Genomic DNA, 24,771 nt, shown 5'->3' with positions numbered 1-24,771 from the left:
GGCCGCCGGCTGTCCCGCCTGCCCAACATGAGATCAACCGACTTCGCGTCAAGCAACTGGAGCCAGACGCCCATGACGAAAATCCCTGTCCATCTCGACATCAACGGCAACCATCACGAACTGGAGCTCGAGCCGCGCGTGACGCTGCTCGACGCCTTGCGCGACCGGCTCGGCCTGACCGGCACCAAGAAGGGCTGCGACCACGGCCAGTGCGGCGCCTGCACCGTCCACGTCGACGGCGAGCGCGTGCTGGCTTGCCTGACGCTGGCCGTTCAGGCCCAAGGCCGCGCCGTCACCACCATAGAGGGGCTTGCACGGGAGGGCGAACTGCATCCCGTGCAGGCTGCCTTCCTCGAGCAGGACGCCTTCCAGTGCGGTTATTGCACTCCCGGCCAGATCATGTCGGCGGTGGCCTGCATCCGCGAGGGCCATGCCGGCTCGGATGACGAGATCCGCGAATACATGGCCGGCAATCTCTGCCGTTGCGGCGCCTATCCGCACATTGTCGCCGCTGTCCGCCAGGCAGCTTTGGAGGTCTCATCATGAGGGATTTTTCCTACCTGCGCCCTGCTTCAGCCGATGCTGCCCGCGAGGCGGCCGCCCTGCCCGGCGCCATGCTGCTCGCCGGCGGCACCACGCTGATCGACCTCGCCAAATGCGGCGTGGCCGAGCCCGACACGCTGGTCGACATCACCCATCTCAAGGGGCTGGACTCGATCGAGGTGACCGAGCGCGGCGCCACCATCGGCGCGCTGGCCAAAATGGGCCATGTCGCCGACCATGCCGATATCAAGAGCCGCTTCCCCGCCGTCTCGGAAGCGTTGTGGCAGGCGGCTTCGGCACAAATCCGCAACATGGCGACCATGGGCGGCAATCTGATGCAGCGCACCCGCTGCCCCTATTTCCGCGATCCCTCGAATTTCCCCGCCTGCAACAAGCGGCAGCCCGGCTCGGGCTGTTCGGCGATCGGCGGCGTCACGAGGGGACATGCCGTGCTCGGCACCAGCGAGGCCTGCATCGCCATGTATCCCGGCGACCTCGCCGTGGCCTTGGTCGCCTTCGACGCGGTCGTCCATCTCGGCGAGCGCCGGGTTTCGGTCGACGACTTTTTCCTGCTGCCCGGCAGCACGCCCGACAGGGAACACGCGATCGAACCGGGAGAGATGATCACCGCCATCGAAATCCCCGGGACCGCCGCTGCCCGCCGCTCGACCTACCTCAAGATCCGCGATCGGCAATCCTACGAGTTTGCGGCGGCCAGTGCGGCCGTCGGCATCGAGTTCGAGGCGGACGGCCGCACCATCCTTGACCTGCGCGTGGCGCTCGGCGGCGTCGCCACAAAGCCGTGGCGTGCGCGCGCCGTGGAAGCGGCGCTGAAAGGCAAGGTGCTGGAGCCGGAAACCGTCCACGCGGCCAGCCTGCTCGCCGTCGAAGGCGCCGTCGACCATGGCGCCAACCATTACAAGATCGAGCTCGCGCCGCGCGTCGTCGCGCGCGCCATCCTCAAATTGGGAGAGACGGCATGACCGTTCACACAAGACATGGCGATGCTTCGGATGGCGTGACGGCGGAAGCCGTCGGCGGCCGGCTGTCGCGCGTCGACGGCCCGGCCAAGGTCACCGGCGCCGCGAAATACGCCGTCGAGCAACAGCTCGAAGGCCTCGCCTATGCCGTACTGGTCGAGAGCACGATTGCATCGGGCAAGGTGCGCGCGATCGACACCACCGCCGCTGAAACCGCGCCCGGCGTGCTGCAAGTGCTGACGCCGGACACCATCATCAGCCTCAGGACCGCCTCGGACTGGTTCGGCACGCCGCCACCCGACAGACCCTATTGCCCGCTGGCGCGCGACATCACCTTCTCGGGCCAGCACGTCGCTGCCGTGGTGGCGGAAACCTTCGAGCAAGCGGTCGCCGCGGCCGCCCTGGTCAAGGTCAGTTACGACCAGACGCCGGCCATCGTCGACCTCAGCGACGGCAAGGCCGGCGACGGCATTCCGATCGACACCATGACCAAGGAATGGGGCGACGCGCAAGCCGCTTTCGCCTCGGCCCCGGTCCGGGTCGGCGCCGCCTACAACACGCCGCGCGAATACCAGGCGCCGATGGAGCCGCATGGCCTGATCGCCCACTGGGAAGGCGATCAGTTGACCGTATGGGAGCCGAGCCAGTGGCTGGACGGCATGGCGCGTACCTATGCCGAATGGTTCGCCGTGCCGTTCGAGAATGTCCGGCTGGTCTCGCCCTATATCGGCGGCGGTTTCGGCTCCAAGGCGCTGGCGCTCAGCCATGGCGCGGTGGCGGCATGTGCCGCCAAGATGCTCGGCCGGCCGGTGCGGCTGGTGATGACGCGGCCGCAGACCTTCACCAGCTATGGCGGGCGCGCGGCGACGCGGCAGACGGTGGCGCTCGGCGCCGACCATGACGGCGTGATCCAGTCGATCGTGCATCGCGGCGTCAATGAAACATCCATGGACGGCATGTGGGTCGAGCCGCTTGGATCGGTCACCTCGATCATGTACGCGACGCCGAATTTCTCCTCACGGCAGAACGTCGTGCGGGTAAATTCGGTGGTGCCGGGCGCCATGCGCGCGCCGGGCGAAAACCCTAGCGCCTTCGGCATCGAAAGCGCCATCGACGAACTCGCCTACGAGGTCGGCATCGACCCGCTGGAGATTCGGCTGCGGAATTATGCCGAGCAGGATCCCCATGCGAAAAAAGCCTGGTCGACCAGGCAGTTGCGCGAGGCTTTTGCAGCGGGAGCGGAACGCTTCGGCTGGGCCAGGCGCACGCCCGAACCGCGCTCGATGCGCGACGGCAACCAGCTGATCGGCTGGGGCGTCGCCGCCGGCACCTATCCGGTGCGGCGCGCCTATGGCGAGGCGATCGTGCGCATCCTCGCCGACGGCTCGGTCGAGGTCGAGAGCTCCTCGATCGACATGGGCCAGGGCACCTACACCATCCTGGCGCAGACCGCCGCCGAGACGGTCGGCGTGCCGGCCGACAACGTGGTGGTGAAACTGGGCGACTCCCGCTTTCCCCGCGCCGGCGTCACCGGCGGCTCGCGGCTGGCCGGCGTCATGACCGGCGCGGTCCATAAGGCGGCGACCTCCGCGCTCGACCAGCTGGTTGGGCTGGCGATCAGCGATCCGCGCTCGCCCTTCCACGCGCTGCAGGCCAACACTTTGGTCGTCGCCAACGGCCGCATCGCCTCGCCGCGCTGTGACGGCCCCGATCTCTCCATCGCCGAACTGCTGGCCAGCATCGGCCGCGACCACATCGAGGCCACCGGCGACACGATGCCGGCCAATTCGACCGCCGAGGATCGCTACAAGAACTACACCACCATCGCCATGTCGCTGCCGCACACCGAGGGCGACTATTCCCGCCACTCCTGGTGCGCGCATTTCGTCGAGGTGCGCGTCGACGAGGATTTCGGCACGGTGCGCGTGTCACGCGTCGTGTCGGCGCTGGATTCCGGCCGGCTCTACAATCCGAAGCTCGCCGAAAGCCAGTGGAAGGGCGGCATCATCATGGGCATCGGCCAGGCACTGCTTGAGGAAGGCATCGTCGACCGCCGCCACGGCCGCATCATCAACAACAACCTCGCCGACTATCTGGTGCCGACCAATGCCGACATCCCTGACATCGAGGTGATCTCGGTCGGCATCCCCGACCTGCACTCCTCGGTGCTCGGCGGCAAGGGCGTCGGGGAACTCGCCATCGTCGGCGTCGCGCCCGCGATCGCCAACGCGGTGTTCCACGCGACGGGCAAGCGCGTGCGGGACCTGCCGATCACGCTGGAGAAACTGATTTAAGTATCTGCCGACGCCGAAACTGCCGATCTCCCCCCTTGCGGGGAGATTGCGCGCTCAGCCGCCTCCGCCTCCACCCTGCCCCTTCATGAACTGGCTGAGCAGATCCACCGGCAGCGGGAACACCACCGTGGACGAGCGCTCGCCGGCGATGTCGTGCAAAGCCTCGAAATAGCGCAGCTGCATGGCCTGCGGCTCGGCCGCCAGCATCCGGCCCGCCTCGACCAGTTTCGCCGCCGCCTGCTGTTCGCCCTCGGCGTTGATCACCTTGGCGCGCCGCAGCCGCTCCGCCTCGGCCTGCTTGGCGATGGCGCGGATCATGTTCTCGTTGAGGTCGACATGCTTGATCTCGACATTGGAGACCTTGATGCCCCAGGCGTCGGTACGCTGGTCGAGGATCTCCTGGATATCGCTGTTGAGCTTGTCGCGCTCGGCCAGCATCTCGTCGAGCTCGTGCTTGCCGAGAACCGAACGCAACGTGGTCTGCGCCAGCTGGTTGGTGGCGGCCATGAAGTCCTCGACCTGGATGACCGCCCGCTCGGCGTCGACGATGCGGAAATAGAGCACCGCGTTGACCTTCACCGAGACGTTGTCGCGCGAAATGACGTCCTGCGGCGGCACGTCCTGCACCACCACGCGCAGGTCGACCTTCACCATCTGCTGGACGAAGGGAACGAGGATGATGAGACCGGGACCCTTGACCCCGGTGAAGCGGCCGAGCGTGAAGACCACGCCGCGCTGATATTCCCTGAGGATGCGGATGGCCGCGGACAGGAATATGACCACGACCAGCGCAAGCAACAGATAGGCCACGTAACCGATGCTCATTGTTTTGCTCCGTTCCTTGCCGCATCGCGCCGCCGCACCGTCAGCACGAGGTCGCTGACATCGGTCACCTCGACGCTGTCGCCGGGTGCGATGGGTTCGTCGGCCTTCGCCCGCCAGCGCTCGCCCAGGGCCAGCACGTGGCCCTCGCCGCCTTGCCAGTCGAGGATCTTGGCCGGCAAGCCGCGCATGGCCTCGCCGCCGACGCGCGGCGGGTTCCTGCGCGCCGCCCAGACATAGGTGCCGGTCAGCAGCGCCAGCCCAAGCGTCAGCGCGGCGGCTGGACCGATGATGGCCCATGACATGGCAAAGCCCGGCCCTTCGACCCTCAGCAGCATGGCGGCGCCGAACAGAAAGGCGGCCACGCCGCCGAGCCCAAGCACGACGGTGGGATTGAAGGCCTCGACGACGAGGAAGGCGATGCCGAGCAGCATCAAGGCAAGGCCGGTATAGTTGATCGGCAGGAGGTTGAGCGCGTAGAGGCCGAGCACGAGGCAGATGGTGCCGATGACGCCGGGCGCCACGGCGCCCGGGCTGGTGAATTCGAAGATGATGCCATAGACGCCGACCAGCATCAGGATGATCGCGGTGTTGGGATCGGTGATGATGGCGAGCAGCCGGATGAACCAGCCGGGCTCCAGCGTCTCGACCGGCAGCCCTTTCGTCGCCAGCACCTCTTTCTTGCCGGCCACGTCGACGGTACGCCCATCGGCCAGTTGCAACAGCTCCGTGGTGTCGTGGGCGACGAAGTCGATCACATGTTCCTGCAGCGCCGCATTGGCCGACAGGCTCGCCGCCTCACGCACCGCCTTCTCGCCCCAGTCGCCATTGCGCCCGCGCAGTTCGGCGAGCGAGCGGATCAGCGCGACGGCGTCATTGGTCACCTTGGCCATCATCGCGTCGCCCGCCGGCTGCCCGGTGGCGTCCTTCTCGTCCTTGGCCGGGCCGTTGTCCTTCTCGCCGCCGGGAAGCGACGGCAGCCCGCCCATCTCGACCGGCGTCGCGGCGCCCAGATTGGTGCCGGGCGCCATCGCCGCCACGTGGGTGGCGTAGAGGATATAGGTGCCGGCACTCGCCGCATGGCCGCCGGCCGGCGCGACATAGCCGATGACGGGCACCGGCGAAGCGAGAATAGCGGCGATCATCTCGCGCATCGAGGTGACCAGCCCGCCGGGCGTGTCGAGTTGAAGGATGAGGACCGCGGCGTCCCGCCCGGCGGCGACGTCAAGCGCTTCCTCGAGCTGCCTGGTGCTTGCGGGCCCGATGGCGCCGTCAATGGCGACGCTCAGCGCGACCCTCTCGCTCCCGGCCGAAGAGAAGGGAGAAAAGACAGCCACGGCGACAAAGGCCGCGGCAAGAAGGGCCACCCGCGCGAAGGTCACGCTCAAAGCTCCATGGAATCCATATGGGTTGTATTTTGGAGAAGTCCATGGGGGAGCAGTGGTGTCCTTCAAGCTTGCGAAGCTGTGGTCGGCCACGGCCCCACCGGTCTCCTTGAGCAAGGTTGGGCGCGGCAAATTGCGAGATCTGGAAAGCCTATTCCGGCGACGGCACCGGCGGCCGCGATGTCAGCGCGGTGCCGAAGGCGGCGGCAATGACGGCGGCGATGCCGGCCAGTTGCGGCGCGGTCAGGGTTTCATGCAGGAACAGGAAGCCGGCCAACGCGCCCAGCGCCGGCTCCAGGCAGGTCAGCGTACCGTAGATGCGCGCCGGCATCCGGGTCAGCGCCACCATCTCCAGAAAGAACGGCAGCGCGCTGGAGAACAGGCCGACGAGCAAGGCGCTGACCAGGATCGACGGCGCGAGCAGCGCGGTTCCCGCCTGCGCCACGCCGAATGGCAACACCAGCACGGCGGCGATCGCCATGCCGTAGGCGGTGGTGCGGGTGCCAAGCTCGGCGCCGGCCTTCTGGGCGAGCACGATGTAGAGTGCCCAGAAGCCGCCGGCCGCCAGCGCCAGCATCACCCCGGTCGGATCAAGCGGCTGGAGCGAACGCACGAAGGGCGACAACAGGACGATGCCGGCCACCGCCAGCGCGATCCAGGCAAAGTCGCTGGCGCGCCGCGAGGTCGCCGTCGCCACCAGGAGCGGGCCGGAGAATTCCAGCGCCACCGCGATACCGAGCGGAATCCCGGCGAGCGCGGCATAGAACAGAAGGTTGAGCGCGCAGAGCGTCACGCCATAGGCGACCAGCCACGGCAAGGTGGCGCGCGACGGCCGCCTCTGCCACGGCCTCAGCACCGCGACCAGCATCAGCGCGCCGATGACCAGCCGCAGCGTCGTCGTGCCTTGCGCGCCGATCAGCGGGAACAGCCCCTTGGCGAAGGTGGCGCCGATCTGGATCGACACCATGGCGCCCATCAGCGCCGCGATGGGCAAGGGCGCCGCTTCACGACGGGCAATCGGCGTCGATGTCACTTTGGTTTCATCCTTCCCTGCCCTGTCGGGCATCCGCACGGCCCGGCGGCATGGGGATAGGCTGAACCGGCATGGCTGTCGTGAGGCAGCAGGCGGCTGGCTAGTAGGGCAAGGTGCCGGAGAGCAAGTACGGGACAAACGCCTGCCGGGATCGGTCGCTTCCCTGTTCGCGGGGCAGGCGCCGCTGCCTCGACATCGCGACGAGCCTCATCAGCAATCCGCCGGGCAATCTTCGGTCAGCCATGATGGAGCGATTGCAACAAAGGCTCCGACACAAGGCATCCAATGTCGACTTGAGGCGTTGAGAACAATGTCAGCAGGCAATCCATCGGTTTAGCCAACGACTGGCGCAACAGCGGAGACTCAACAAATGGACATTCCCAAGGGTGCGACCGTCGCGGTAGCTGACGGCGAGAGGCTCAACCTGTTCCGGAACTCGGGAGACGAGGCCAATCCAAAGCTCACGGCCTCGGTGGCTGAAGACGTGACAAACGACAACAAGGGGTCGGGCGCGCGCCATCAGAGCAGTTCCGCCAATCCGGACAGCAGTCAGATCGAGGAAGATAGTTTCGCTGCGGGAACAGCCGATCTCCTCAACCGGCAGGTGCTCGGCGGACAGATCGCCAATCTCATCATCATCGCCGCTCCCCGGACGCTTGGGGAACTGCGCAAGCACTATCATCAGAAACTTTCGGCGGTGCTTGTTGGCGAAATCGCAAAAGATCTCACCGGTCATTCGGCGCAGGAGATCGAGAAAGTCGTTGCCGCCGCCTAAGCCATCCACATCCCAATTTTACTATTCCTCCATTGGATTGAAACAATCAATCATGACAAGATTATTTGGTTTATTGGCCACAGCGATGCTTTGCATCGCGGTCCCCGCCCAGGCGTCTGACGGGTCCTTTCTGAAATCTTTCGCAGGCAGCTGGGTTGGCAAGGGCACGGTCAAAGTCGACGCAGATTCTCAGCCCATCAAGATCAACTGTAAATTCGCGTCCGACGCAACCGAGAGCTCGTTGTCCCTTGATGGCAAATGTACGGGTTATGTGGTCTTCTCGCGAGCGATCGGCGCCGACGTCAAGACCGATGGCAAAACATATGCCGGCACATACACCGGATCGAGCACAGGCCCGGCAGGCCTGAGCGGCAATCGCTCAGGCAACGCTTTGGTCCTCGGCATCCATTGGGCAAAAGAAGTCAATGGCGACCGGGCCGCCCAGCTGAAACTGGAAAAGGTTGGAGACAACGGGATGCGTTTGACGACCATCGACAAGGACCCGGCGACCGGCAAGAACATCACCATCAGCGAGATCAACCTCAACCGCAAATAGCGTTTTTGATTGGCCGACATCCTACATTCGGGCCGGCGGGCGGGCGAAGCTCAAACGTCCGCCGATGCCGCCGAACTATGTTAGCTCGTAGTAGAAATCGCAAATCAGATCCGCGACTTTAATGGCTTCAAAATCCGTCATGTGCGCGGCTGTCTCGACAGCGACCGTTTCCATATCGTCCTGATCGATGGCCATTAGGTCCAGTATCTTTGCAAACTTGAATTTGAGCTCGCGATCACCATCGAATTCGTCGATCGTAACGTGCAAAATGTTCAAATTGGCATCGATCAGGCGGGTTTGAACGCTGTCGGCAGAGGCTGCCAGCGTCCTGATTGCAGCGAAAAAGTGCTCGCGCGCATTGGAATATTTTTCGTCCATTTTGTGCCTTTACAGTTGAAACGCAGCGCCTTGGACGCGAGACGCGAACCACGACTTACGCTTTCGTGGTCGCCGGAGTCAACAATGGTGACCGCCCCGCTCCCCGCTGTGAAACGTATGGACTGTACACAGGCAGGCGGATAAAATAGCCCTTGTCGAGCGGAGGGTTCCAGCAACGATGGACGGCAAGCGGCTCGACCACAAGCTGGATTGCAAGGCTTGCGGCACAATCCTGATGGACATCCCGGACAAGGCGGAAGAACACACCGCTATTCATTGCAGTCTTTGCGGCGCGTATCTCGGTGAATGGGGCGAGTTGCAGGATGATTTTCAAAAGCAGGCCGGACACACCCAGGCCTTCGACCTGAATCACGGCACTATCCGGAAGAAATAGCCTCTTGGAGGCGTCGGATCATCTTCTTGAAATCCGTCGGCGCAGTGTGCTCTTTTGTTATGCTCCGCAGCGCAAGGACGTGACACCAAACCCGCTACGGGCCTGCGCAGCGGGTTTGATTTGGCTTGCGTCAAGCGAGAAGCCTATCCGTCAGGCATAAATTGGTTCGCGGTCAGCCGCCACGCAAGGGCCACTTTGCCCCCCGCGGGGCCAGCGTGGGGCGACCGACGCCGGGCATGGCGGTGGATCATCGTCATCATCCTTGCCCGTAAACCGCCATTTATGCCTCCATCCACTGATGAGGGCGCTGCGGCGATCAAACGCGGTGTGCGACGGCATGACCCGATTCAACGGACGCTTGCCGCGACCACCGTCTTGATCGAGAGCCCGCAGCCCACGCAGTATTTCCTCGAGCGGGATAATCGTCCCGTTGTCCAGTTTTCGTAAGGTGGGCTGGTTTTCGACTGCACGAGCGTCCGACGCCCACGATGCGAGCAAGGCACGCTTTTCATCCAGGCTCATGCGCGGATGGTTGAGCACACGCTCGGGACTGTCGAGAAGGAAGGAAAGACCTTCGAACAAAGTGGCGCGCTGGGTTGCAGCGCGGGATATTTCAGTCTGCTGGTTCATCTCCAATCTCCGCAATCAGGGCCTCCCGGCCGAAACCGGGAGGGGACCGCAGCGTTAGGGGTTGAAAGCTTGGCCGTCAGGCAACCTTGCGCGACTTTTCCACGTCCTGGCTGATCTGCTTGCCGACCGCCACGGCATCGCTGGCGCCGATGCTTATGCGGCGAGGCTTCAGTTCCTCGGGGATTTCCCGGACGATGTCGATGCTGAGCAGGCCGTTTTCGAGGCTCGCCGCAACCACCTTCATATGGTCGGCCAGCTTGAATACCTGTTTGAAGTTCCGCAAGGCAAGGCCCTGGTGCAGGATCTGGCGCCCCTCCGTGCTGGTGGCTTTCTGGCCGACGACCACCAACTCGTGACCGTTCTGCGTCAATTCCACCTCATCGGAACTGAAGCCCGCTATGGCCATGGCGATGTGATAGTCGTTTTCGCCCGTCTTCTCGATGTTGTAAGGCGGCCAGTCGGTCCGGTTACTGTTGTCGAGCATGTCAAAAAGACGGTCGAAGCCGACGGTGGTGCGATAAAGCGAGTCAAAGGTTCTCATAGCCACATTCTCCTTGAAGCAACATGGGTACAAGGTGCGCCGCCCAATGCGGCGCCGCCTGCTGTCGAGCTTTGAAGCCTCGACGGCAAACGATTTGGGGACCGTCGAAAACAGCTTCAAGAGCCTCGAGCAAGAAAAAATGAGAGCTCCTCATGGTGAGAAAACCGCCTGCCGGGAGGAGGTTCACAAGATCTGCGAACGACCTCGGCGATACACGTGCAGGGGGCCCGGAGAAGTCGTACAAGAGCTCTGCAGGTGCCCCTCGCGGCGTGGTCTTCGAGCGGGGCTGGGCGCGCCGCAGGCGTGCCTGAGCATGAACAGCGGTGGGGCGTCGAAAGGCCGTGCCGGATGGGGGCCGTTCGATACCTCACCCTGCAGCGTGCAACCGGTCAGGGCGCCGCCAGCTTCGCCGGGCGTGGCCCGGTCTTGACGTCGATGATCTCGGGCGTCGTGGTGTCGACGACGCCGTCCCAGCCGCCGCCGAGCGCCTTGTTGAGGGCGATGTAGTTGGTCGCCAGCAGGACGCGGCTTTGCAGCAGCGTGTCCTCGGCCGAGTAGAGCGAGCGCTGGGCGTCGAGCACGTCGAGAAGGCTCGTCTCGCCGGCCTTGAACAGCGTGCCTTCGATGCGTGCCGCCTCGCCGTAGGATTTCGCCGACGAGGCAAGCTTGCCGATCCGGATACGCTCCTGCGACAGAAGCACGAGCGCATTCTCGACATCCTCGAGCGCGCTCAGCACCGATGACCGGTAGGCGATGAAATACTGATCGCGCTGGGCCTCGGCGACCTCGACGGCGGCCTTCAACTGCCCGGCATTGAACACCGGCACGCTGAGCGTCGGCCCGAACGACCAGCCGATCGACGAATTCTTGCCGAGGTCGCCAAGCTTGTAGGCGGAAGTGCTGATGTCCCCCGTCAGGCTGACCGAGGGATAGCGCGCCGCCTCCGCCTGGCCGATCTTGGCGGTGTATTGCGCGTATTGCCGTTCCGCCATGCGCACGTCGGGGCGCGACAACAGGATGTCGGCGGGAATGCCGGTCGGCATCGGCAGCCGCGGCGCCGGGATCGGGGCGCCGCGCTTCAGCCGCTCGCTCAGCGCCGCCGGCGGACGGCCGGTGAGCACGGAAAGACGATGCACGGCCTCGGCATAGCTTGCCTCCAGCGTCGGGATATCGGCTTCGGTGCTGCTTGCCCGGCCCATGGCTTTCGCCACATCGGCCGCCGTCGCGGTGCCGGCCTGCGCCATGGTGCGGGTGAGTTCGGCGGTCTGCCTTTGCGATGCGGCCGAGCGCCGGGCAAGCGCGACGCGGGCCTGATAGCCGCGCGCCTGGGCATAATACGAGGCGACATCGCCCACCAGGGTCAAAAGGGTCGAGCGGAGCTCCTCCTCGGACGCGTCCAGCCCATAGCGGGCGGCCTCGACGCTCCTGTGGTTGGCGCCGAACAGGTCGAGTTCCCAGCTGGCGTCGAAGCCGGCCTGATATTCGCTGTAGACGGCGCTCGAGCCCGACGTGGTCGCGGCCGACTTGTTGCGGGTGGCCGAGCCGGAGCCGTCGAGTGACGGGAACAGCGCCGCGCTGCTCTGGCGATAGCTGGCGCGCGCCTCGCGGATCTTGGCCTTCGCCGTGGCGACGTCGAGATTCCCGGCAACCGCCTCGTCGACGAGCGTGTTCAGCTCGGGATCGCGCAGCCGCTGCCACCATTTCGACAATTGCGCCGGCTTGGCCGGCGTTGCCTTGCTGTGACCGCTCCAGCTTGCCGGCATCGCCAGCAAGGGCTTCTGGTAGTCCGGGCCGACGACGCAGCCGGCGAGCGCCGTTGCCGTCAGCGTCACGACGATCAGCCGCGCCCCGACAGCGCGTCTTGCCGGTGCGCTGCTGATCTGCGCCGAGGCCCCCCTGCTGGCGATATCATCACCCGTCATACCCTTACCCTCAATTGTCATGGATCGTCGCCTCGGGCCTGGTCTCGGTCGCCGCCCCGCCCCTGAAGATGCGGCGCACCGTCACGAACAGCAGCGGCACCAGGAACACGCCGATCACCGTCGCCGCGATCATGCCCCCCATGACACCGATGCCGACGGAGTTCTGCGCCCCCGAGCCGGCGCCGCTGGCGATCGCCAGCGGCGTGACGCCGAGGATGAAGGCCAGTGAAGTCATCAGGATCGGCCGCAGGCGCTGTCGCGCCGCCTCCAGCGTCGCCTCGACGAGCCCCATGCCGGCGGTCTGCCGCTCGATGGCGAACTCGACGATGAGGATGGCGTTCTTGGCGGCGAGGCCGATCGTGGTCAGCAGCCCGACCTTGAAATAGACGTCGTTGGACTGGCCGAACAGGGTCGCCGCCAGAAGCGCGCCGAAGATGCCGATCGGCACCGAGAGCATGACCGCGAACGGGATCGACCAGCTCTCATAGAGCGCGGCCAGGCACAGGAACACGACCAGCGCCGAGATCGCATAGAGCGACAGCGCCTGGTTGCCGGACAGCCGCTCCTGGTGCGACAACCCGGTCCATTCGTGGGAATAGCCGGCGGGCAGTTGCGCCACAAGCTTGTCGATCTCGTCCATGGCGGCGCCCGAACTGACGCCCGTCGCCGCCGCGCCCTGGATCTCGACGGCCGCCGAACCATTGTAGCGTTCGAGCCTGGGCGAGCCGAACGTCCAGTGGCTGGAGGCGAAGGCCGAGAACGGCACCATGGTGCCGCTGGAATTGCGGACCTGCCATTTCTCCAGATCTTCCGGCTGCATGCGGAAATTCGGGTCCGACTGTAGGTAGACCGGCTTCACCCGCCCGCGATCGATGAAATCGTTGACGTAATCGCTACCCCAGGCGGTGGAAAGCGTGTCGTTGATGTCCGACAGGCCAACGCCGAGCGCGCTGGCCTTTTCCTGGTCGATGTCGACCGAGAATTGCGGCTGGTCCTCCTGGCCGTTGGGCCTGGTGTTGGCGAGCACCTTGCTCTGCCCGGCCAGGGCCAGAAGCTGGTTGCGCGTTTGGAGAAGCGCGTCATGGCCGGCGCCATTGACGTCCTGCAGGTAGAAATCGAAGCCGTTGGTGTTGCCGAACCCCTGGATGGCGGGCGGGGCGAGCGCGAACACCTGCGCGTCCCTGATCCTGGAGAAGGCTCCCATCGCGCGGCCGGCGATCGCCTGTGCGGCCATGGCCGTCGATTTGCGCAGGCTGAAATCCTTCAGCCGCACGAAAGCGATGCCGACATTCTGCCCGGCGCCGCCAAAGCCGAAGCCGGAGGCGCTGAACACCCCTTCGACCGCGTCCTTTTCCTCTTTCAGATAGTGGTCGGTGACCTGGGTCAGCACGCGCTCGGTGCGGTCCTGCGTCGCGCCGACCGGCAGCTGCACGCTGGTGATCAGAATGCCCTGGTCCTCTTCCGGCAGGAACGAGCTCGGCAGCCTCGCAAACATCCAGCCCACGGCAATGACGATGGCGAGGAAAACGACGAGGAAGCGCTTGGCGCGGTTGATGATGCCATGCGAGCCGTCGCGATAGGCTGTTGCGCCGCGGTCGAAGACGCGGTTGAACCAGCCGAACGGGCCGGTCTGCGTCGCATGGTCCTTGGGCGGCCGCAGGATCGTGGCGCAAAGTGCCGGCGTCAGCACCAGCGCGACCAGCACGGAGAGCACCATCGCCGAGACGATGGTGACCGAGAACTGCCGGTAGATGATGCCGGTCGAACCGCCGAAGAAGGCCATCGGCACGAACACCGCCGACAGCACGGTGGCGATGCCGATCAGCGCCCCGGTGATCTCGTTCATCGACTTGCGCGTCGCCTCCTTCGGCGACAGGCCCTCCTCCTGCATCACGCGTTCGACATTCTCGACGACGACGATGGCGTCGTCGACGAGGAGGCCGATGGCGAGCACCATGGCGAACATGGTCAGTGTGTTGATCGAATAGTCGAACAGCGACAGCACGCCGAACGTGCCCAGCAGGACCACCGGCACCGCGATCGTCGGGATGATGGTGGCGCGCAGGTTCTGCAGGAAGATGAACATCACCAGGAACACCAGCACGATCGCCTCGGCCAGCGTTTTGACCACCTCCTCGATCGACAGCCGCACGAAGGGCGAGGTGTCGTAGGGATAGACGACCTCGACGCCTTGCGGCAGGGTCGAGCTCAGGCGGTTGATCGTCGAGCGCACGGCCTCGGCGGTGTTGATGGCGTTGGCGCCGGTCGCCAGGCTGACGGCGAGGCCCGCCGCCGGCTTGCCATTGTAGTGGGCTTGCGTCGTATAGCTTTCGGCGCCGAGTTCGACGGTGGCGACATCGTTGAGGCGAACCAGCGAGCCGTCGGTCTGGCAATTCAGGATGATGTTGCGGAATTGTTCGGCGGTCTGCAGCCGGCTCTTGGCCGTCACCGTGGCATTGAGTTGCTGGCCCTTGCGCGCCGGCAGGCCGCCGAGCTGGCCGGCAGAGACCTGCGTGTTCTGCGCCTCGATCGCCGAGGCCACGTCGCTCGGCATCAGGGCATATTTGGCGAGCTTGTCGGGATCGAGCCAGATGCGCATGGCATAGCCGGAGCCGAAAAGCTGGGTCGTGCCGACGCCCTCGACGCGCTTCAGCGTGTCGTTGACGGTGGCGTCGACATAGTCGGCGAGATCGGTCGAGTTCATCTTGCCGTCGCTGGAGACGAAGCCGATGACCATCAGGAAGCCGGTCGAGGATTTGGAGACGGTGATGCCGTTGTTCTGCACCACCTGCGGCAGCTGCGACTGGACCAGCTGCAGCTTGTTCTGCGTCTGCACCTGGGCGGTGTCGGGATCGGCGGCCGTGGTGAAGGTCAGCGTGATCGAGGCCGAGCCGGTCGAGGTCGAGGTCGCCGTCATGTAGTCGAGATTGTCGATGCCGGTCATGCCCTGCTCGATGACCTTGGTCACCGAATTCTCGACGGTCTGGGCGTCGGCGCCGGGATAGGTGGCGCTGATGCTCACCGTGGTCGGCGCGATCTGCGGGTACTGCGAGATCGGCAGCGAGTTGAGCGCCAGCAGGCCGCCCAGCATGATCACGATGGCGATCACCCAGGCAAAGATCGGCCGGTTGATGAAAAATGCGGACATGGCTCAGTTCCCGGTCGACTGGCCGGTGCTGGCCGTCTTGGAAGGGGTGGTGACGGCCGAAGTCCCCTGCGCGCGATCCTTGACCTCGCCGGTCGCCTCGTCGATCGTCACCTCGACCGGCGTCGCTTCGGCGCCGGCGCGCACCAGCTGCATGCCCTCGACGATGATCCGGTCGCCATCGCTGACCCCCTGGCTCACCAGCCAGTTGTTGCCGACGCTGTTGCCAACGGCAAGGATGCGTTCCTCGACCTTGCCGTCGGCCTTGACGACCATTGCCGTGGCCTCGCCCTTGGCGTTGCGGCTGACGGCGCGCTGCGGAACCAGGAAGCTGTTCGGTGCAACGCCTTCTTCGACGACGGCGCGCACATACATGCCCGGCAGCAGCAGGCGGTCCGGGTTTGGGAACTCGGCCCGCAGTGCGAATGTGCCGGTCGTCTGGTCGACATTCGCGCCGGCGAACTCCATCTTGCCGGTCTGCGCATAGATGGTGCCATTGTCGAGCTTCAGCTTGACGCTGACATTGGGGCCGCTGAACTTCAGCCTTCCTTCCGTGATGGCCTGGCGCAGGTTGAGCAAATTGGTGCTCGACTGTGTGACATCGACATTGATCGGATCGAGCGCACGGATGGTGGTCAGCACGGTGTCCTGGTTGGCGGTGACCAGGGCGCCGGGCGTCAGCGACGATTTATCGATGCGGCCCCCGATCGGCGCGGTGATCTTGGTGTGATCGAGGTTGATGCGCGCGGTTTCGACGCTTGCCTTGGCGGACGCGACGTCGGCCTTGGCCTGCGCCAGCGATGCCGCCGCATCGTCATAGTCCTGCTTGCTGACCGCATTCTGCTGGATCAGGCCGGCATAGCGGTCGAACTTCGCCTGCGCGCTCGGCACCGAGGCCTCGGCCTTCTGCTGCGACGCCACCGCGCTGTCGTAATCCGCCTGATAGCTCGCCGGATTTATGAGGTAGAGCGGCTGTCCGGCGACGACCTCGCTGCCTTCCTGGAAAAGCCGTGCCTGGATGATGCCGTTGACCTGCGGACGCACCTCCGCCGTAAGCGAAGCCGACGTGCGCCCAGACAATTCGGCGGTGATCGCCACCGACTGCGGATGCACCGTCACCACGCTGACTTCGGGACGCCCGGCCGCGCCCATGCCGGCGGGAGCCTTGCTTTCCTCCTGCGAGCAAGCCGCCAGAAGAAGGGCGACGGCCAGCATTGCGGCCCGGGGCGCGCGCCGGCGTGCCGGCAAGGGGGTTGGCTAGACTGCATGGACATGTCCTGGATGATGTTTCGCTGGAGTTGCGGTCGCCGCCTGGCTGTCGGCATCGGATGGTTCCGCCAGGAGCCAGCCAATCGAGGCGAGGCCTGGCACGGTTGCGGGGCCGCCATCATGGCGATCGCCGTCATGATGACGGACCGCGCCAATCCGTGGGCGGCGTCGAGCAATGCCCTGAGGCGGCTCATGTCGCGTTCCTTCTCCGCCCCCGGAGCGTACCCGACGAAAATCGAGTTCCTGGCCGCGCTGCCCATCGGCATCAGTATCCCGATCAGCGGCGACAAGCCAAGCCTTTCGCGATCTTGCGGCCATGGCCGCCATGGGCCGCTCCGAAAGCGGAAGCACCAGGCGGCGAAGCTCAGGCGGATCGGGCCCTTCACCCGTTGACCGGCAGGGCCGTCGGCATGGCACGCACGGTCAGCGGCAAGCCGCGTCTGGCATGGCCGATCGAGAATTTGGGGCTGACAGGGAATTTGGGGCCGACCGAGAATTTGGGGGCGACCGATGCGATCAGCCGGTGCGGTATCATGGCTTCCCACATTGCCGTGCTTCCATTTCGGGGATTTCGAGTGGTGGGATGGCGGGGCGCCATCCCGCCAAGGGGACCGGCCGGCCCGGGAACGGGTTGGGTACCGGGCCGGCCGGCGCAGCCGGTCAGGGTTGCTCGCCGTTCCCGGGCTGGGGCGGCGGGAGCTGCCTGTCGGGCAGGCCCCGGGGCCCGGCTGCATCATTCGGCGGGCCGCCCCAGGGGCCGGGGGGTGGTCCGTGGGGGCGTTCCGCCGAGGCTAGGATTTCGAGCTGGTCGGGGGTCAGCTTGGTACGCAGCACGGTGATGGCGTCCTTCAGCTTGCCGGCCGAAACCGCGCGGGCGGTGACGTCGTCCGCCAGCCTTTCCTGGAAGGCGAAGGCATCGGGCTTGCCGCCCGCCGCGTCGGGGCCTTTCGCCTCCGGCCCGCCAGGTCCGCCCGGACCGCCGGGTCCGTGATCGGGACGTGGCGGCGAAAGCATCGCCTGCAACGCGCTGGTGTAGTCGCGCCAGGCATCGAGCTGCTCGGTCCGCACGCCAATGCGGGTCTCGAGCGCGGCAAGCCGCGTCGCCAGCATGAATTCCGGCGGCGGTCCCATGCGGTGCGGGCCGAAGCCTTCCGGGCCAAAACCTTGCGGCCCAAAGCCTTGCGGGCCATGCCGCATCGGCCCGTGCGGGCCGGGCCCATTCTGGCTGAACCAGGCCATCGGGCCGTGGTCCGGTCCATCCTGCATTGCCCCATCCTGCATTGCCATCATCGGTGGCGCATCGCCGGGCGCGGCGGGATCAGGCTGCGCCGCCAGCGCCGGATGGATGGCCGCGGCGGAAAACAGGCCGAGCGCGAGAAGTGTGCTTCGCATGATGTTGTTCCTTTCTCTCATGCTTCGTATGGCCAGGAGGATAGGAACCATCCTTTTCCGCTTTGTTTCGGTGTGTTTCCCAAGGTTTCCGCAAAAAGGAGATTTGTTTCCCAATGTTTCCAGCGGGGCACTGGCAACATTGCGTTGCAATTTTCCATGCCGTTTGCCGGCGGCTCTCCCTATAATCCGAAACGAACAGGCAAACGGGCAAGCAATGCAGGTACAACCCCATATCCTTGTCGTCGACGACGACCGCGAGATCAGGACGCTTCTCCAGCGCTATCTCGACGGCCAGGGCTTTCGCGTCTCGGTGGCGGCGGACCGGCGCGAATGCGAACAGAAGCTCGGCGCGGGCCAGTTCGACCTGCTCGTGCTCGATGTCATGCTGCCCGACGGCTCCGGCCTCGATATCTGCAGCGGCTTGCGCGACCGCAAGCCGCATATGCCGGTCATCCTGCTGACGGCGCTGAAGGAAGATGTCGACCGCATCATCGGCCTCGAGCTCGGCGCCGATGACTATCTCGGCAAGCCCTTCAATCCGCGTGAGCTCACCGCCCGCATCCGCGCCGTGCTCAGGCGCTCATCGCCCGAGGACGCGCCCGTGGCGCCCCGCCCCCGCGCCTACCGTTTCGCCGGCTACAGGCTGGAGCCCGACACCCGCAAGGTGACGGATGATCAAGGGGTGGCCGTCGACCTCACCGGCGCCGAGTTCGACCTTTTGCAGGTGTTCCTCGACCGCCCCGGCCGGCTTTTGTCGCGCGACCAGCTGCTCGACCTGACGCAGGGCCGCGAGCGCGATCCGCTCGACCGCTCGGTCGACGTGCTGATGAGCCGGCTGCGCCGCAAATTCACCGAGACCGGCGACGGGCCGCTGTTCAAGACGGTGCGCAATGGCGGCTACCAGCTCACCGCGCGCGTCGAGACGGTGGAGGGCCACGCGTGAACTCGCTGCGACGTCGCCTCATCCTTTTGCTGGTCATCTCGATCGTCGGCGTCGTCGGCCCGGCGACGGCCGCCGTCATCAGCGTCCGGGGTGGAGGGCCGCCGCCGGAACTAACCGTGCCCTGGGTTGCCCAGCAGATGGAACTGGTGATGCGGCTGCTGCCTGGTCCTTTGCCGGACGTCCTGCGGGTCGAATTCAGCGATCATCCGGTCGGCGGCAAGGTGGCCGGGCCGGAAACGGCGATGCTTGGCGATATCCTGCACCGCCGGGGCCTCGACGTTGCCGCCATCGTCAGCGACAGGGTGGACAAGCCCGGCCAGATCGCCTCGGTGCGCCTGCCCGACGGTCGCTGGGCGATCATGCAGGTTCCCCACATCGACCCGCCAAATCGCGAATGGCTGGTGCTCGCCGGCTGGATCTCGCTGATCGTGGCTGGCGCCACGGCCGTCTCGGTCTATTTCACCTCGGTGCTGATCCGGCCGCTCGAGATGCTGGAGGCGGCCGTCTCCAAGATCGGATCGGATGGCGTGCTGGCCGCGGTGCCGGAAGTGGGATCGGCCGAGGTCAAGGCGACGGCGCATGCGCTGAACCAGCTCTCGTCGCGGCTGCGGACCGCCATGGAGAGCCGCATGCGGCTGGTCGCCGCCGCCGGCCACGATTTGCGCACGCCGATGACGCGCATGCGCCTGCGCGCCGAGTTCCTCGACGACGAGCGCGACAAATGGCTTCACGACCTCGACGAGCTCGACCGCATCGCCGACAGCGCCATCCGGCTGGTGCGCGAGGAGGTCAACCAGGATGCCGTGGAACCGGTCGAACTGGACAGGATAGTGCGAGACATCGCGACCGAGATGGTATCGCTCGGCCATGTCGTGGCGATCGGCCATCTGGATGCGGTTTCGGTGCGCGCCGGCGCGCTCGGCCTGCGCCGCGCCTTGCGCAACCTGATCATCAACGCCGCCACCCATGGCAAGGCGTGCCGCGTCGACCTTGCCGCGGCCGACGGCCGCGCCGTGCTCACCATTTCCGACCATGGACCGGGGATTCCGCAGGAGCTCCTGAACAAGGCGTTCGAGCCCTTCTTCCGCGCCGATCCCGGCCGCCTGCAATCCATCCCGGGCGCCGGGCTGGGGCTGGCCATCGCCAAGGAAATCATCGAGCGCTATGGCGGCACCGTGACGCTGGAAAACCGCAAGGGCGGCGGACTGGCCCAGACCGTGGTGTTCGCGGCGGTGTGAACTGGCGTCCCACCTCCCCCTTGTGGGGTCCGAAGGACGGGCGAGACCCCATGGCTCGCCCCGGCAGGGCCTCGGCGAAGTCGAGACGGAGAGCGAGGCGACGTCGCGGGAACCAGGGATCGGCGAAGTCGGCTACGGCGCCACGCGGAGGTTCCTGCGGATACGCCGCCTGCCCGTTGCACGTGCTTTCTCCGCCACCACGCCGGCAATCTCGACCACGCCGCCCTCGCGCGGTCTGCCGTTGGTGGCCTTGTGGAGCCGCTCGTAGGGCAGCAATTCCTTGATCCGGGCATTCAGTGTCGCGATTTCGGCTCTCAGGTCCTCGCATTCCTGCCTCTGGACATCGAGCTGTATCTGTTCCGATGCCTGTTGCAGCGTAAGCTGTGAAAGGTTGGCGTTCACTTTCGAAAGGTTCATCTTGTCGTTTTCGTTCTCATGGGTGAGAGCAGCCAATCTTTCATCGGCGATCTTCTTTTCGGCCAGGGTGTCGTTCAATTCAGTCTTGAGCCTGGCGATTTCGCCGGCGGCCTCGCTGTTCTCGTTGGAGGCCTGCTCCAGCCGCGATTGCAGGTCCTGGATCTCCGAACGCAACCCGCGCATTTCCGCCTGACCGCGAGCCAACTCGGCTTCCCTGTCGGCTTCCGCCATGCGGGCCGCTTCGGTTGTTTCCGACAGCTTCGCCTGTGCGGCCTCAAGCGCCTTCTGGAGCCGCATCTCCTCTTTCTCGCTCTTGCCGAGCGCGGCCAGCAGTTCCGCGAGCCGCGCTGCGTCGCTGGCATGGACCGCCGAGAGCTCGTCGAGCCTGTGGCGCGCCTGGGATTCCCGCTTCAGCGCCTTGTCGAGATCGAGCGACAGGCTGACATGCTTTTCCCGCAGCATCTTGCTCTCGCGCAAGCGCCTGTTGGCCTCGACCGTTCTGGCGGTCAGCCGCTTGGCGATGTCGCCGAACTCCGCCTCGCGTCTCGCGCTCGCATTGGCTGTCTCCACGAGTTCCAGCCTTACCGCGGCAAGCGCGGCACGAAGCGCCTCCCTCTCCTGAACCAGGCTCGTCTCGCGCTGTTGCAGCACTTCGTAGGCGCCTTCACGCTCGCGCAGCTTTCTCACCGTGTCGTGCAGATTTTCCGACAGCGTTCTCTGTTCCGCGCCCAGCCCGGCATTTGCAAGCTCCAGCTCGTTCGCGCGAAGAATGTCGCTGTGGAGGATGTTGAGGAATTCGCGCGTCAGATGGTATGAGGTCGCGACTTCCGCGAGCTTGCTGTTGATCTCCTCCAGATACTCCCTGGAATCATGGAAGAGCCCTTCAAAGGCATTCAACGCAGCCAGCCGGGTCTGGGTATGGGACGTCAGTCGCGGCGCGGTTTCGGGGCTGTCCGTATTGTCCGCACTCTCCGGATTTGCCGCATTCGCCTCGGGCGGCGCTTCGTCGGGCCCTGCCGCGGGATCCGCGACATCGTCGCTCCTTGGCGGCGCCCGGCCCTCGGCGTCGAGATCCGATTTCAGCGCGTCAGCCAGTTCGATCTGCAAGTCCTGGAATGTCTTGTCTACGTCTTCAGCACGCTTGATCAATGCCTTGAAGTTCATGCCCGAACTCCCCCACTCATCACCAACCCGGTACTTAACGAATTGCTAACATAACCCTACATCCACTGATTGCATAGGGGAAGCCCCCCATTGGTGGGGGGTGATTCCGAGACATTTGGGGGTTTGGATACTGCGAGTAACCATGCCGCGGCCGTGGAAAAGCTTGGGTTCCTCGCCCCCACGGAGTGGAGGAAAGGCTCGGCCTCAAATGAATTCAGAGGAAGCTCGCTGGTGTGGCAGGCCCCCTCTCCGCCTCGCTGCGCGAGGCACCTCTCCCCCGCTTTGCGGGGGCGAGGAAATGGCGTCCGCGCTACCCCGCCATCGCCAGCGGCCTGGCGCTCTTGTTGGGGATCTGGATGTCGATTTCCAGCGTCGACATGGTCTCGCCGCGGTCCATCGAGACCTGGAGGTAGTCCTGGTCGATCTGCACGTGCTTGGCGATGACGGCCATGATCTCCTCGCGCAGGATGGAGACGAGGTCGGGCTGGCTGCGGTTGCGGCGCTCATAGGCGAGCAGCACTTGCAGCCGCTCGCGCGCCACCGGCGCGCTGGAGCGCCGCTTGAAGATGTCGAGCAGGCTCATGCCGCCCTCCTTCCCAGAAGACGGTCGAGGAAACCCTTGCGTTCGAAGGGCACGACGACCGGCAGGTCCTCGCCTTCCAGCCGCCTCGCGGCGTCCAGATAGGCCTTCGCGGCCGCGTTGAGCGGCTCCGACAGCGTCACCGGCGAACCGAGGTTGGAGGCCCTGAGCACATCCTGGCTCTCGGGAATGATGCCGAGCAGCGGCGTCGACAGGATTTCGAGCACATCGTCGATCGACAGCATCTCGCCGCGCGAAGCACGCGCCGCGTCGTAGCGGGTGACCAGCACGTGCTTGGCGATCTGCTCGCCCTGCTCGGCCCGCAAAGTGCGGGCGTCGAGCAGGCCGATGATGCGATCGGAATCGCGCACCGACGACACTTCCGGATTGGTGACGATGACCGCCTCGTCGGCGAAGCGCATGGCGAGCTGCGCGCCGCGCTCGATGCCGGCCGGGCTGTCGCAGAACACGTAGTCGAACACCGAGCGCAGCTTGTCGATGACTTCGCCGACGCCCTCCTCGGTCAGCGCGTCCTTGTCGCGCGTCTGCGAGGCCGGCAGCAGGAACAGCGTTTCCACCCGCTTGTCGCGGATCAGCGCCTGCGACAGCTTGGCCGAGCCCTGGATGACGTTGACGAGGTCGAACACCACGCGCCGCTCGGCGCCCATGATCAGGTCGAGGTTGCGCAGGCCGACGTCGAAGTCGACAAGCGCCACCTTCTTGCCGGTCTTGGCCACGGCCGCCCCAAGGGCCGCCGTCGAGGTCGTCTTGCCGACGCCCCCCTTGCCCGAGGTGACCACCACTACCTTGCCCATTGAAAAGCCTCCGTTGTTGTTTGTTGTCGGTCGGGCGGCTCCCTGCCGGCCGCCCGGTATCTATCGAAACGAATTCAGCTCAGCGGCGCGACGCGCAGGCTCTCGCCGTCGAGAAACGCCTGCACCGGCTTGCCGCGCGAGGACCCTTCCATCTCCTCGGCGGTGACGTACCAGCCGTCGACCGCCAGCAGCTCGGCCTCGTTGCGGCGGCAGAAGATGCGCGCGCCCTTGTTGCCCAGCGCACCGGCCGAAGCGCGCCCGCGCAGCGTGCCATAGACATGGATCGAGCCCGCCGCGATGATCTCCGAACCGGACGCGACCGAGCCGAGCACGATGACATCGCCATGCGGATGCACGATCGCCTGGCCGGAGCGGATCGGCGACTTGATCATCAGCGTGCCCGAAGCTTCCTGCTGCGGCTCGCTTTCGACCGCTTTGCTTGCGCCAGGCTTGCCCGCGCTGGCCGCATCTTCGCGACCCGCTGCCACAGTGTGTTCTGGCGCCTTGCCCTCGGCCTTGTCCAAAACCTCCGCCCTCGCCTTGCGGCCGGGCAGCAGGCCGTCCGTCGTCGCCTCCTTGGCGCCGACCAGCAGCGGCGGCAGTTCGGCGCCGAGCGAAGCCCCTTCGAGCTCGATGGCATAGATGCGGATGCCGCGCGTGGCCAATTCCGCCACCAGCGCCGCGATCTCGCTGGGCTGCGGCTTCAGCGTGTTGAGATCGAGCAGCACCGGCCGGCCGGAAAAATAGCCGGGCGAGTTGCCGATCCAGTGGTCCAGCCCCTCCAGCCAGGCCGCCAGGGGCGCCTCCGGCGTCAGCGTGAAGGCGACGAAGGAGCGGGCGCGAAAGCGAATGGATTTGGCCTCGAGGGGAGCGGCAAAGGTCACGGCTGGCGAATCCTTACTGATAGGTAAACGCTAGCGAGGGAATGGTTAACGAATGGTTAATGCGAGGGGGTGGGAGGGGCAGGAAAGGCAGGTTCCTGACCGCCTAGCGCAGGCGACGTAGGTGAACATACCTGACAGCGTCGCGTTGGTTCGGGAAGCCTCGCAAGGCGCGACCTGACGCGATCATCCCTCCGCCGCCAGCAACGCTGTTTGCAATCATGCTGCCCGGCCAGCTCGACGGATATCAGCGCAAATTGTCGAAAATAATCATGTGTGACACTCCGCCGAATACTTGCGCAACGTCATGCACCGCGCAATGTTGTCGCCGGGTGGGTTTTAGTTGAAAAGTGGGGGAATAGTGAAACGTACTGTTTTGACAATATTGGTGCTGGCCAGCCTCGCGGGATGTGCCACACCGCCGGACAAGATATCGGGGATTCCAAATTCCGGCCCCTGCACCCAGGCCGACAGAGAGCGCCTCGCCGTCACATCAAACCAGCAAAACAAGGCTGCGACCGGTGATGCTCTCGGGGTCTTCCTGATCGGCGTACCGGTCGCATCGATGTCGGGAGGCGATCATGAGGCCGAGATCGCGATTCTCAAGGGGCGATGTGGGTCGCCGAAGACCTAAACACCGCGAAATACAAATAGCCGGGGAAGTTGCCGATCTA

Annotated in this window: 25 protein-coding genes; 10 read left to right on the top strand and 15 right to left on the bottom strand. The window is 65.4% G+C overall.

The genetic code is table 11. The features are described from left to right. Positions 1-72: 72 nt before the first annotated feature. The 3 genes from AC56QQ_RS12930 to AC56QQ_RS12920 are packed head-to-tail and all read left to right on the top strand — an operon-like array spanning position 73 to position 3,817. A complete protein-coding gene (locus AC56QQ_RS12930; protein WP_497127671.1) occupies positions 73-546 on the top strand; it encodes a (2Fe-2S)-binding protein in 474 nt (157 codons plus the stop codon). Further along, complete coding sequence (locus AC56QQ_RS12925; RefSeq protein ID WP_497127668.1) at positions 543-1,526, top strand: FAD binding domain-containing protein; 984 nt, start codon at positions 543-545, stop codon at positions 1,524-1,526. Before AC56QQ_RS12930 ends, AC56QQ_RS12925 begins: the two co-directional genes overlap by 4 nt. After that, on the top strand, positions 1,523-3,817 hold the full coding sequence (locus tag AC56QQ_RS12920; RefSeq protein WP_497127665.1) for a xanthine dehydrogenase family protein molybdopterin-binding subunit: 2,295 nt from the start codon (positions 1,523-1,525) through the stop codon (positions 3,815-3,817). The genes AC56QQ_RS12925 and AC56QQ_RS12920 overlap by 4 nt, the downstream gene beginning before the upstream one ends. Positions 3,818-3,871: 54 nt before the next feature. Here AC56QQ_RS12920 and AC56QQ_RS12915 read toward each other — a convergent pair whose 3' ends face one another. The 3 genes from AC56QQ_RS12915 to AC56QQ_RS12905 all read right to left on the bottom strand — a co-directional run bounded on the left by AC56QQ_RS12915 (position 3,872) and on the right by AC56QQ_RS12905 (position 7,057). After that, on the bottom strand, positions 3,872-4,642 hold the full coding sequence (locus AC56QQ_RS12915; protein WP_489862364.1) for a slipin family protein: 771 nt from the start codon (positions 4,640-4,642) through the stop codon (positions 3,872-3,874). Then, a complete protein-coding gene (locus AC56QQ_RS12910) occupies positions 4,639-6,021 on the bottom strand; it encodes an NfeD family protein (protein WP_497127662.1) in 1,383 nt (460 codons plus the stop codon). Before AC56QQ_RS12910 ends, AC56QQ_RS12915 begins: the two co-directional genes overlap by 4 nt. Before the next feature lie 154 nt (positions 6,022-6,175). Continuing rightward, complete coding sequence (locus AC56QQ_RS12905) at positions 6,176-7,057, bottom strand: EamA family transporter (RefSeq protein WP_497127660.1); 882 nt, start codon at positions 7,055-7,057, stop codon at positions 6,176-6,178. Positions 7,058-7,427: 370 nt separating this feature from the next. On the opposite strand from AC56QQ_RS12905, the gene AC56QQ_RS12900 reads away from it, so the two are divergent. Together AC56QQ_RS12900 and AC56QQ_RS12895 are read left to right on the top strand one after the other, a co-directional pair. After that, positions 7,428-7,832 carry a host attachment family protein gene (locus AC56QQ_RS12900; protein WP_489862367.1) on the top strand — a complete coding sequence of 135 codons (405 nt, stop codon included), beginning with the start codon at positions 7,428-7,430 and terminating at the stop codon, positions 7,830-7,832. 52 nt (positions 7,833-7,884) lie between these two features. After that, positions 7,885-8,388, top strand: a complete 504-nt coding sequence (locus AC56QQ_RS12895; RefSeq protein WP_489862368.1) for a hypothetical protein — start codon at positions 7,885-7,887, stop codon at positions 8,386-8,388. 75 nt (positions 8,389-8,463) lie between these two features. Here the strand turns inward: AC56QQ_RS12895 and AC56QQ_RS12890 are convergent, their stop codons facing one another. Then, positions 8,464-8,766 (bottom strand): hypothetical protein, encoded by a 303-nt coding sequence (locus AC56QQ_RS12890; RefSeq protein WP_489862369.1) that lies wholly within the window; start codon positions 8,764-8,766, stop codon positions 8,464-8,466. Positions 8,767-8,944: 178 nt separating this feature from the next. Between AC56QQ_RS12890 and AC56QQ_RS12885 the strand changes: the two genes are divergently transcribed. Continuing rightward, complete coding sequence (locus AC56QQ_RS12885) at positions 8,945-9,160, top strand: hypothetical protein (RefSeq protein ID WP_489862370.1); 216 nt, start codon at positions 8,945-8,947, stop codon at positions 9,158-9,160. A gap of 150 nt (positions 9,161-9,310) precedes the next feature. On the opposite strand, the gene AC56QQ_RS12880 is transcribed toward AC56QQ_RS12885, so the two are convergent. From AC56QQ_RS12880 to AC56QQ_RS12860, 5 genes are all read right to left on the bottom strand, one after another. After that, positions 9,311-9,790 carry a hypothetical protein gene (locus tag AC56QQ_RS12880; protein ID WP_497127658.1) on the bottom strand — a complete coding sequence of 160 codons (480 nt, stop codon included), beginning with the start codon at positions 9,788-9,790 and terminating at the stop codon, positions 9,311-9,313. Positions 9,791-9,866: 76 nt separating this feature from the next. Then, entirely contained in the window at positions 9,867-10,331 is a 465-nt protein-coding gene (locus tag AC56QQ_RS12875; RefSeq protein ID WP_497127656.1) for an Hsp20 family protein, read from the bottom strand. A gap of 389 nt (positions 10,332-10,720) precedes the next feature. After that, positions 10,721-12,253, bottom strand: coding sequence for an efflux transporter outer membrane subunit (locus AC56QQ_RS12870; RefSeq protein WP_497127654.1), 1,533 nt, complete (start codon positions 12,251-12,253; stop codon positions 10,721-10,723). Between the two features lie 10 nt (positions 12,254-12,263). Beyond that, a complete protein-coding gene (locus AC56QQ_RS12865; RefSeq protein ID WP_497127651.1) occupies positions 12,264-15,401 on the bottom strand; it encodes an efflux RND transporter permease subunit in 3,138 nt (1,045 codons plus the stop codon). A gap of 3 nt (positions 15,402-15,404) precedes the next feature. Further along, positions 15,405-16,613, bottom strand: a complete 1,209-nt coding sequence (locus AC56QQ_RS12860; RefSeq protein WP_497127649.1) for an efflux RND transporter periplasmic adaptor subunit — start codon at positions 16,611-16,613, stop codon at positions 15,405-15,407. A 174-nt stretch (positions 16,614-16,787) separates the two neighbouring features. Here AC56QQ_RS12860 and AC56QQ_RS12855 point away from each other — a divergent pair, with 174 nt between their 5' ends. Next, the gene (locus AC56QQ_RS12855; protein ID WP_497127646.1) at positions 16,788-17,060 is read left to right on the top strand and encodes a hypothetical protein; all 273 of its coding nucleotides are present in this window, start codon (positions 16,788-16,790) and stop codon (positions 17,058-17,060) included. On the opposite strand, the gene AC56QQ_RS12850 is transcribed toward AC56QQ_RS12855, so the two are convergent. Together AC56QQ_RS12850 and AC56QQ_RS12845 are read right to left on the bottom strand one after the other, a co-directional pair. After that, entirely contained in the window at positions 17,050-17,214 is a 165-nt protein-coding gene (locus AC56QQ_RS12850; RefSeq protein WP_497127644.1) for a hypothetical protein, read from the bottom strand. The two genes, AC56QQ_RS12855 and AC56QQ_RS12850, sit on opposite strands and share 11 nt — an antisense overlap. Positions 17,215-17,327: 113 nt before the next feature. Then, complete coding sequence (locus AC56QQ_RS12845) at positions 17,328-18,059, bottom strand: hypothetical protein (RefSeq protein ID WP_497127642.1); 732 nt, start codon at positions 18,057-18,059, stop codon at positions 17,328-17,330. Positions 18,060-18,273: 214 nt separating this feature from the next. Here AC56QQ_RS12845 and AC56QQ_RS12840 point away from each other — a divergent pair, with 214 nt between their 5' ends. Both AC56QQ_RS12840 and AC56QQ_RS12835 read left to right on the top strand, forming a co-directional pair. After that, entirely contained in the window at positions 18,274-19,002 is a 729-nt protein-coding gene (locus AC56QQ_RS12840; RefSeq protein ID WP_497127640.1) for a response regulator, read from the top strand. Beyond that, the gene (locus AC56QQ_RS12835) at positions 18,999-20,240 is read left to right on the top strand and encodes an ATP-binding protein (protein WP_497127637.1); all 1,242 of its coding nucleotides are present in this window, start codon (positions 18,999-19,001) and stop codon (positions 20,238-20,240) included. Before AC56QQ_RS12840 ends, AC56QQ_RS12835 begins: the two co-directional genes overlap by 4 nt. Before the next feature lie 132 nt (positions 20,241-20,372). Here AC56QQ_RS12835 and AC56QQ_RS12830 read toward each other — a convergent pair whose 3' ends face one another. The 4 genes from AC56QQ_RS12830 to minC form a co-directional block, all read right to left on the bottom strand. Next, positions 20,373-21,821, bottom strand: coding sequence for a coiled-coil domain-containing protein (locus tag AC56QQ_RS12830; protein WP_497127634.1), 1,449 nt, complete (start codon positions 21,819-21,821; stop codon positions 20,373-20,375). Positions 21,822-22,131: 310 nt separating this feature from the next. Then, positions 22,132-22,404 (bottom strand): cell division topological specificity factor MinE, encoded by a 273-nt coding sequence (minE, locus tag AC56QQ_RS12825; RefSeq protein ID WP_091585453.1) that lies wholly within the window; start codon positions 22,402-22,404, stop codon positions 22,132-22,134. After that, positions 22,401-23,216 (bottom strand): septum site-determining protein MinD, encoded by an 816-nt coding sequence (gene minD, locus AC56QQ_RS12820; protein ID WP_091585454.1) that lies wholly within the window; start codon positions 23,214-23,216, stop codon positions 22,401-22,403. Before minD ends, minE begins: the two co-directional genes overlap by 4 nt. A gap of 74 nt (positions 23,217-23,290) precedes the next feature. Next, the gene (gene minC / locus AC56QQ_RS12815) at positions 23,291-24,100 is read right to left on the bottom strand and encodes a septum site-determining protein MinC (RefSeq protein ID WP_497127632.1); all 810 of its coding nucleotides are present in this window, start codon (positions 24,098-24,100) and stop codon (positions 23,291-23,293) included. Positions 24,101-24,458: 358 nt separating this feature from the next. On the opposite strand from minC, the gene AC56QQ_RS12810 reads away from it, so the two are divergent. Beyond that, positions 24,459-24,731, top strand: a complete 273-nt coding sequence (locus AC56QQ_RS12810; protein WP_497127630.1) for a hypothetical protein — start codon at positions 24,459-24,461, stop codon at positions 24,729-24,731. Positions 24,732-24,771 lie beyond the last annotated feature (40 nt).

The organism is Mesorhizobium sp. RCAM 05099, assembly GCF_059683685.1.
Note: the sequence above shows the minus strand (reverse complement) of the source record. Positions and strands in the feature narration are given on the sequence as shown.

Coding starts and splice junctions, on each gene's coding strand:
- AC56QQ_RS12930 (WP_497127671.1), top strand. CDS start 73: ATGACGAAAATCCCTGTCCATCTCGACATCAACGGCAACCATCACGAA.
- AC56QQ_RS12925 (WP_497127668.1), top strand. CDS start 543: ATGAGGGATTTTTCCTACCTGCGCCCTGCTTCAGCCGATGCTGCCCGC.
- AC56QQ_RS12920 (WP_497127665.1), top strand. CDS start 1,523: ATGACCGTTCACACAAGACATGGCGATGCTTCGGATGGCGTGACGGCG.
- AC56QQ_RS12915 (WP_489862364.1), bottom strand. CDS start 4,642: ATGAGCATCGGTTACGTGGCCTATCTGTTGCTTGCGCTGGTCGTGGTC.
- AC56QQ_RS12900 (WP_489862367.1), top strand. CDS start 7,428: ATGGACATTCCCAAGGGTGCGACCGTCGCGGTAGCTGACGGCGAGAGG.
- AC56QQ_RS12895 (WP_489862368.1), top strand. CDS start 7,885: ATGACAAGATTATTTGGTTTATTGGCCACAGCGATGCTTTGCATCGCG.
- AC56QQ_RS12890 (WP_489862369.1), bottom strand. CDS start 8,766: ATGGACGAAAAATATTCCAATGCGCGCGAGCACTTTTTCGCTGCAATC.
- AC56QQ_RS12885 (WP_489862370.1), top strand. CDS start 8,945: ATGGACGGCAAGCGGCTCGACCACAAGCTGGATTGCAAGGCTTGCGGC.
- AC56QQ_RS12880 (WP_497127658.1), bottom strand. CDS start 9,790: ATGAACCAGCAGACTGAAATATCCCGCGCTGCAACCCAGCGCGCCACT.
- AC56QQ_RS12875 (WP_497127656.1), bottom strand. CDS start 10,331: ATGAGAACCTTTGACTCGCTTTATCGCACCACCGTCGGCTTCGACCGT.
- AC56QQ_RS12870 (WP_497127654.1), bottom strand. CDS start 12,253: ATGACGGGTGATGATATCGCCAGCAGGGGGGCCTCGGCGCAGATCAGC.
- AC56QQ_RS12865 (WP_497127651.1), bottom strand. CDS start 15,401: ATGTCCGCATTTTTCATCAACCGGCCGATCTTTGCCTGGGTGATCGCC.
- AC56QQ_RS12860 (WP_497127649.1), bottom strand. CDS start 16,613: ATGCTGGCCGTCGCCCTTCTTCTGGCGGCTTGCTCGCAGGAGGAAAGC.
- AC56QQ_RS12855 (WP_497127646.1), top strand. CDS start 16,788: ATGGCGATCGCCGTCATGATGACGGACCGCGCCAATCCGTGGGCGGCG.
- AC56QQ_RS12850 (WP_497127644.1), bottom strand. CDS start 17,214: ATGTGGGAAGCCATGATACCGCACCGGCTGATCGCATCGGTCGCCCCC.
- AC56QQ_RS12845 (WP_497127642.1), bottom strand. CDS start 18,059: ATGCGAAGCACACTTCTCGCGCTCGGCCTGTTTTCCGCCGCGGCCATC.
- AC56QQ_RS12840 (WP_497127640.1), top strand. CDS start 18,274: ATGCAGGTACAACCCCATATCCTTGTCGTCGACGACGACCGCGAGATC.
- AC56QQ_RS12830 (WP_497127634.1), bottom strand. CDS start 21,821: ATGAACTTCAAGGCATTGATCAAGCGTGCTGAAGACGTAGACAAGACA.
- minE (WP_091585453.1), bottom strand. CDS start 22,404: ATGAGCCTGCTCGACATCTTCAAGCGGCGCTCCAGCGCGCCGGTGGCG.
- minD (WP_091585454.1), bottom strand. CDS start 23,216: ATGGGCAAGGTAGTGGTGGTCACCTCGGGCAAGGGGGGCGTCGGCAAG.